5 protein-coding genes are annotated in these 7,118 nt (G+C 41.5%); 2 read left to right on the forward strand and 3 right to left on the reverse strand.

The annotated features are described in order from the left end of the window. Positions 1 to 696: 696 nt before the first annotated feature. On the reverse strand, positions 697 to 1,584 hold the full coding sequence (locus VGA95_02065; GenBank protein ID HEX9665321.1) for a hypothetical protein: 888 nt from the start codon (positions 1,582 to 1,584) through the stop codon (positions 697 to 699). A gap of 149 nt (positions 1,585 to 1,733) precedes the next feature. Between VGA95_02065 and thiE the strand changes: the two genes are divergently transcribed. Further along, a complete protein-coding gene (gene thiE, locus VGA95_02070; GenBank protein ID HEX9665322.1) occupies positions 1,734 to 2,369 on the forward strand; it encodes a thiamine phosphate synthase in 636 nt (211 codons plus the stop codon). A gap of 52 nt (positions 2,370 to 2,421) precedes the next feature. Here the strand turns inward: thiE and VGA95_02075 are convergent, their stop codons facing one another. Together VGA95_02075 and leuS are read right to left on the reverse strand one after the other, a co-directional pair. After that, the gene (locus tag VGA95_02075) at positions 2,422 to 3,522 is read right to left on the reverse strand and encodes a deoxyhypusine synthase family protein (protein HEX9665323.1); all 1,101 of its coding nucleotides are present in this window, start codon (positions 3,520 to 3,522) and stop codon (positions 2,422 to 2,424) included. 195 nt (positions 3,523 to 3,717) lie between these two features. After that, on the reverse strand, positions 3,718 to 6,228 hold the full coding sequence (leuS, locus tag VGA95_02080) for a leucine--tRNA ligase (GenBank protein ID HEX9665324.1): 2,511 nt from the start codon (positions 6,226 to 6,228) through the stop codon (positions 3,718 to 3,720). Between the two features lie 561 nt (positions 6,229 to 6,789). Here leuS and VGA95_02085 point away from each other — a divergent pair. Further along, a partial coding sequence (locus VGA95_02085; GenBank protein HEX9665325.1) for a hypothetical protein occupies positions 6,790 to 7,118 on the forward strand: 329 nt, incomplete at its 3' end.

Genomic DNA, 7,118 nt, shown 5'->3' on the forward strand with positions numbered 1-7,118 from the left:
GGCTATCATAGGGGTGAAATTGAAGGAGTCGTCTCGAAATATGCGAACAAGCCTGTAGAGCTTCCCAATAATTATCGAGCGATAGAGGAAGCAATTTTTAAAAATATAAGCATCCCGTAATTTGGGTGGGATGTTAGTTCCCGTATTTCTTTTTACTCAGGATAAACTCCGAAATCGAAGAAATCTCACAACACAGTTGCTCCCGCGGATTCCCCGTCAAAGTCATTCGGGGACAAGCGTAAGCGGGAATCCAGAAAACGCATGGATACCCGATTAAGGTCCTCGGGCATGACAACAAGGGCTGGATACCGACAAGTCATGTCCGCGCGTGGTGCTGGCGGGGAGTAAGTAGGAATTCGGGCTTGCTCCCATTTCGTCTTTCGGAGTTTTATCCCGAAGCAATCTCATCTTTTTTCCTGTTTTATCAGTGCGGGGTTGGAAAACCCCGCCTATCGTTATTGATGACGGTATTTATTATGGATAGTCGGGACATTCTTGTCCCGATAGGTTTCCATCTCATCGATTTTATAGCGGACTTTCAGATTCTGAACTCGAAACATCCGGCTTTTACGGCCGTGAGATGAGAGATTAAATTTTTGCGTACTGATATCGTGCAGCATATTGCTCGGAGATTCACTATCGATTTTGCTTAATTGAATACCAGGCAGCCCCTGAGTAGTTTATCAAAGAGATAGCCTACGAACCGAATCTGATTACTAGGTCAAGTACGAAACCAACATTGGCAAAATCGGTTACCTCATTGCTTCCAAATGGAATTTCCACACCCGCGCCGACACTTACTATCTGTCCTCCGAACCTTAAGCCAGGCGTTAGATACGCTCCGGTTATGTTGTCGTCAAATGTTGTAGAAGAAGCGAGCAGCAACTCTAAAATAAAACTAGTAGAGAATGGAAGGGGTAGCTCCGGGGTAACGCTTCCGGAAGCTCCGTATTTAATAATCAGTTGAGTGCTATCCCCTCCAGTATCGAATACAGTATTGAGCTTTTCAGCATTTGTAAGGATGTCGAAATCGAGATTTGCCTGGAATGCGAATATTCCTCCACTTACACCAAATGCCGCATATGGTTTAAAGGTCCAAGCATCGTCTGCAAATGCTGCAACGTCTCTGAAATATTCGAGTGCGCCGAATGAGCCGAGCCCATTTTTTGCGGTGGGAAAGAAAACCTCAAAACCAGTCGTGAGAACAGCATTATCCAGGTTGAGCACAACAAATTTTGTGCCAATACTTAAGTTACCGAAGTCATAGTCACTCTCATCATCTGGTCCAAAATCTGTTACGCCTGCAAACGGGAACTTGGCGTATACTCCAAAAAGATTCTGGTAAATGTTAATATCCCCTCTGTATGAGTTCATTACCAGCCACCCGTCGTCATCTGTATCTATAAACTCAATATTCGCTCGGAGACCAGTGATAGAGTTAGGATGCTCAAGGAAGAAGGAGTAGGGAATTTGTGCTCCCGCCGCATTTGCTACCTTTGTTGAATTGAAAAAAATAGGGAGTGTAAACAGGAAAAAGATTGCTAGCCAGTTAATGTAAGTAGTTTTCCAGTTATACCATCTCATTCCATACTACCTCCTTTAAGATAGAGTTATTAACTAACCGAATTACAAGCAAATTTTAAAGCTCATTGTAAATTATTTAGAAAAATATTTCAAGTACTTTCTTAGTTTGTTGTTGAGATTAATTGAATTGGTTATGATTGAAGTGGTAGATGCAATATCAAATTAAAGGCCTGTATGTCATCACTGACGAAAAGCTTATCCCGAGGAATCGATTCGTTGAGACCGTCGAAAAGGCAATAAAGGGTGGTGCCAAGATAGTTCAACTCAGGGAAAAACAGTCCTCAAGCGAAGACATATTGAGGCTTGCTGAAGAGCTGCTTAAGCTCACGAGGAGATATAATGTGCCGTTGATAATCGATGATTACCCTGAGCTAGCAAGAGATATTGGTGCAGAAGGGGTTCATCTTGGCCAGCATGATACCTCCCTCGCCGAAGCGAGGAAGGTGCTTGGGAACAGAGCCATAATTGGGGTTTCATGCTATAGCAGTATAGAAAGGGGGATAGAAGCTCATGAAGAAGGTGCAGATTATTTGGCTTTTGGAACACCGTTTTTCACCCCCACCAAGCCGGACAGGCAGCCTACCTCATTTGAAATATTGAAGGAGGCAAGAAGGGTTATCCCAAAAATCCCAATTTTTGCAATCGGAGGAATAACACCTCAAAATGTAGCTTCAATTCTAGAAACAGGTGTAGACGGAATTGCCGTTATAACAAGTGTTTTTGGTTCTTCCGACCCCGAAAAGGTCTCACGACAGCTTAGCGCTTTTTTTGAGGATATTATTTAAATCAGATCAGACAATAAACAAGACACAAAGAATAGTTTTTGACCAGAAGGTTTCAGGGTTTTTTATTGTTTAGTAATTTAATGAAATTTCTCTTTCTTCTCTTATGCCTAACCCTTTCCGCCAGTGAGTGAGTTACTATAGGAAGAGCTATTGTAGCATCACAATAGCATTGAACTAATCCTCCATCCGGTAATTCCTTACCCCAAGAGACCGCCTCTTCGAACGTGCATCCCGACAAACCGCCCCATTGAGGCGAATCAGTCGTTATCTGTATGGCGTATTTGTGTGGATAATATGTCTCAGCTTTTCCGGTTTTTTTCCGGTTAAACCCGTGTTCTCTGTTCGGTATTCTTCTATCTTCATAGAGAAGATCGCTGGTCACAGCAAAAAGTTGAATAAAATCCTTTGGTACTCCTCCACCGATATAAATTACTCCGGTATCTTTTACATTCCCCCCCAAGCCCATGAATTCTATATAATCTTTTACTGCGTCGATGGTCAAAGTGAAACCCTTGCTCTTGGCTATGAGTGCTGCATCACCGTAGGGGCTGTCGGCTATGGCTGGACAAAAAATTGGGACTCCGTTTTCAGCAGCTAGGGTAACAATACTCCTGATGTCTCTTTCTCCCAGCCATTTTCCAAAAAGGTTTAGAAACTCCCTCGAAGAATATTTATATTCTTCATCAAGGGTTAAGATAAATTCCGCTATTAGTTCTGTCATCTTCAGATAATCAGATTCATCGCCGTATACGTCGTAGTACCTATTGAAGCCTTCCCTAAACAGTTCCTCATTATCTGCTAAATGGGTTCCTTGCCAATAACCCAATCCCATGGCGTCAATTATATCTTCGGAGATATTTGCGCCGGTCGGAACGAGTATATCAATATAATTGTTTTCTATCAGCCAATTGATTATTTTCCACTGTCCTGTTGTAGATAAAGAACCCGCATAACCAAAAAGAATAGTTGTGTCTCGGTCCATTAACATTTCTTCAAAGACTTCGACGACATTAGCCAGGTTCTTGCCCTGAAAACCAGTTTGGGACATCTCGGAAAGCAATTGAGAAATTGTCTTCTTGGTTTTTACCTCTATTGCTTTAACCTTTTTTGTGAAAAGTTTATTATCCTTCGATATTTTATTTTCTTTGAACAAACTTAAGCCTCCATTCAGCTTAGAGTGGAGTGGTTCTTTAATTGGGAAATTAAAACGCTACTTTTTTAAATATCTACTTTAAGTGAACTTATCTAACCGATCATTGCTATACTTTACTAAACTAATTCAACAAAATACCATAAACAAATCAAAGGTCAACAAAGTTTATAAATTTTTTTGAATTGAATGATATGGTTAGATGACCATATTAACAAGTTTCTTGGGCACCACAATAACCTTTTTGATTTCTTTCCCAGCTATGTAGCTTCTCACCTTTTCATCTGATAAAGCCGCCTGTTTCATTTCCTCCTGCGTAGATTCTGAATCCATCAAGACCTGGCTCCTTACTTTTCCATTCACCTGAATGACTATTGTTATCGAAGCGCTTTCAACTAGTTCTTTGTTCCAGGGCAGCCATGGTTTTACAACGAGTGTTTCATCATATCCGAGCGATTCCCATAGCTCTTCCGCAATATGAGGAGCCATGGGGTAGAGAAGTCTGACGATGGATTCAACCGACTCCGCCAGAACGGGTAGGTCATCCTTTTCTTTGCAATCAAATCGAGAGGTAGCATTTAGGAGTTCCATTATCGCGGCGATAGCGGTGTTAAATTGAAATCTTTCCAAATCCTCCGTTACTTTTTTAATGGTCTTATGAACCTTGATATGTAATTCTCTTGCGGATTTGGTGATTTTATCTAAATCCGGTTCCTTGTCCTTAATTCCCTTTATATCAAGGTGCGTAGTTTGAACGAGGTTCCACAAGCGGTTTAAAAATCGATATGCTCCCTCGATTCCCTCGTTGCTCCAGTCGAGGTCCCTTTGAACTGGTGATGCAAAAAGGATGAAAACGCGGACAGTATCGGCTCCAAATTTTTCGATCATGTCGTCCGGGTCAACTATATTTCCGAAGGACTTTGACATCTTGGCCCCGTCTTTTAAAACCATTCCTTGAGTAAGCAGGTGAGAGAATGGTTCATCCAAATTGCAAAATCCCATGTCTCTCAAGGCCTTTGTGTAGAACCTTGCGTATAGAAGGTGCAGGATCGCGTGTTCAATGCCACCTATGTACTGATCAACAGGAAGCCAGTAAGTGACTTTTTCCCGATCGAACATTCCTTTATCAAAGTCAGGGGAAGCATACCTCAGAAAATACCATGAGGATTCGACAAAGGTGTCCATGGTATCCGTTTCTCGCTTAGCGTCTGTACCGCACTTGGGACATTTCGTGTTGACAAATCTATCAAGTTTAGCGAGCGGAGATCCGCCCTTTCCTGTGAATTCTATATCAAGCGGTAGTTCCACGGGTAGCTCTTCATCGGGAACAGGAACAGTTCCACATGAATCGCAATAAACGACGGGAATTGGAGCTCCCCAGTATCTCTGACGTGAAATACCCCAATCCTTTAGTTTGTAATTGACTTGTTCTCTGCCAATTCCTTTGTTTTGTATGTGTCTTATAATTTCCTCTTTTCCCGTCTCGGAGGGCAGGCCGGTGAATTCGCCTGAGTTAACCATGACTCCGGGTTCTTCGTATGCGCTTTCCAATTTCTCTTGCGTCTTTAGGGGCAATTCATGAATTGCCCCTTCATTATTTTCTGGCTGGATGACGGTCTTTATTGGTAAACCGTATTCTTTAGCAAATTCAAAATCCCTCTGGTCATGGGCGGGTACACACATGATTATTCCGGTTCCGTATTCAATGAGAACAAAATTTGCTATGAAGATTGGAATACGTTCCCCTGTCAATGGATTCTTGCAGTATGTGCCGGTAAAAATCCCTTCTTTTTTAGCACCCTCTGAAATCCTTTCGAGGCTTGTCTGCTTCTTAATCCTTTCTATGGACTCAAGGACTTGCTTTTCGTTTGGTTTTCCTCTGGCTAATTTTTCGGATAACGAATGCTCCGGAGCAATGCTCATGAAGGTTACACCGAACAGTGTGTCGGCGCGGGTCGTGAAAATCTTTAAACTCCTCTCATCATCGATTGGTTCTTCGAGTGGGAAGTCTACTTCTGCACCGATGCTCTTTCCAATCCAGTTCCTCTGCATGGCAATAACCTTATCCGGCCAACCATCTTTTAGATTTTCACCCGACCCAAGGAGTTCTTCTGCATAATCAGTCGTTTTAAAAAACCAGCCATCCATCTCTTTTGACTGAACCTGAGAATTACACCTCCAGCAGATTCCGTCCTCTACTTGCTCATTCGCAAGGACCGTCTCACATGATGGACACCAGTTTACTAGGGATTTCTTTTTATATGCTAGCCCACCTTTAAGCATCCTCGTAAATACCATCTGCTCCCATCTGTAATAGGACGGCTCACATGTCGCGAATTCCCTTTTCCAGTCATAGCTGAAGCCGAGTCTCTTGAGCTGGCCTCTCATCTGCTCTATGTTATCGTATGTCCATTTAGCCGGATGTACTCCATGCTGTATCGCTGCGTTTTCAGCCGGTAGGCCGAATGCATCCCATCCAATGGGATGTAATACATTGAACCCTTTGGATCGATTGTATCGTGCTATTACATCTCCAATCGTGTAGTTTCTCACGTGTCCCATATGGATTCTTCCCGAAGGATAGGGAAACATTTCTAGTACGTAAGACTTCTCTCTTTCAGGGTCTTCTGATACTTCATATAATTTCTTATCTTCCCAAAATTTCTGCCACTTTTCTTCTATTTTTTGTGGATTGTAGTTTTTCTTCACGATTGATAATTGGTCCCTAAATGTTTGCTGTCATTGTTGTAAAAGCCAAATATTTCAGGGACAAGTTCCTTAAAAGTATTCTCTTCAATTCTCCTCTTTATTCGCTCTAACTTCTTTGTCTTGATACAAAGAAGCAAAAATCAAGGCTACCCAAAAATTTGCTAAAAATCATACACTCCGACTAAAAAATTTAATTCAACCGCAGCCCGCAAATTTTTTTATACGTCTTCGTTCCTGATTTTCTTAACGCAATTTTTGGAATGCCGTTTAAATCCTTTTGATTCTGAAAAGAACTAATCAAAATAGATCTATTCATGAAATTATGAGAATTTTGTCTACGAAATATCTAACATCTACAATTGTGAGTACTTCGACTGGCTCAGTACAGGCTCTAGCGAAGCAATCTTTAGCTGAACTTATAAACTTGGGTATCGAAGTTGTCCGTTGTTTATGGTTTTTGCAAATTCTAGAACGCTCACTCTTAAGGCGAAATGAGAATGAAACTTTTATAATTTTATTGAACATTCCATCGGTATGCTATATTTTAATTAAACGTCTATTATGAATCAAATCAGTTCGGTAACAGAATTGAAACGGATACTGGAAGACCTGAGAAAATATATAGAATACCAAAGGGCGCTGGGTCTCGAGTATTTAATTTCGAAGACAGAGAAGGTAGATGTGGAAAACATATCGATTAAAGAAGATGAAATGAGGACAAGAATACGCCCGAAGACGACAATTGACGCAAATATCCAATTGAATATATTTGATTCTTTGTCCAAGATGCAAACCCTTGAAGAGATCAGGGAAGAGATCGGAGATTGCACGAGGTGTAAACTTCATACCGGTAGGACGAATATTGTATTTGGTGAAGGGAATCCGAGGGC

It is taken from the genome of Thermodesulfobacteriota bacterium, assembly GCA_036397855.1.
GTDB lineage: Bacteria > Desulfobacterota_D > UBA1144 > Nemesobacterales > CSP1-2 > DASWID01.

Coding starts and splice junctions, on each gene's coding strand:
- VGA95_02065 (HEX9665321.1), bottom strand. CDS start 1,584: ATGAGATGGTATAACTGGAAAACTACTTACATTAACTGGCTAGCAATC.
- thiE (HEX9665322.1), top strand. CDS start 1,734: ATGCAATATCAAATTAAAGGCCTGTATGTCATCACTGACGAAAAGCTT.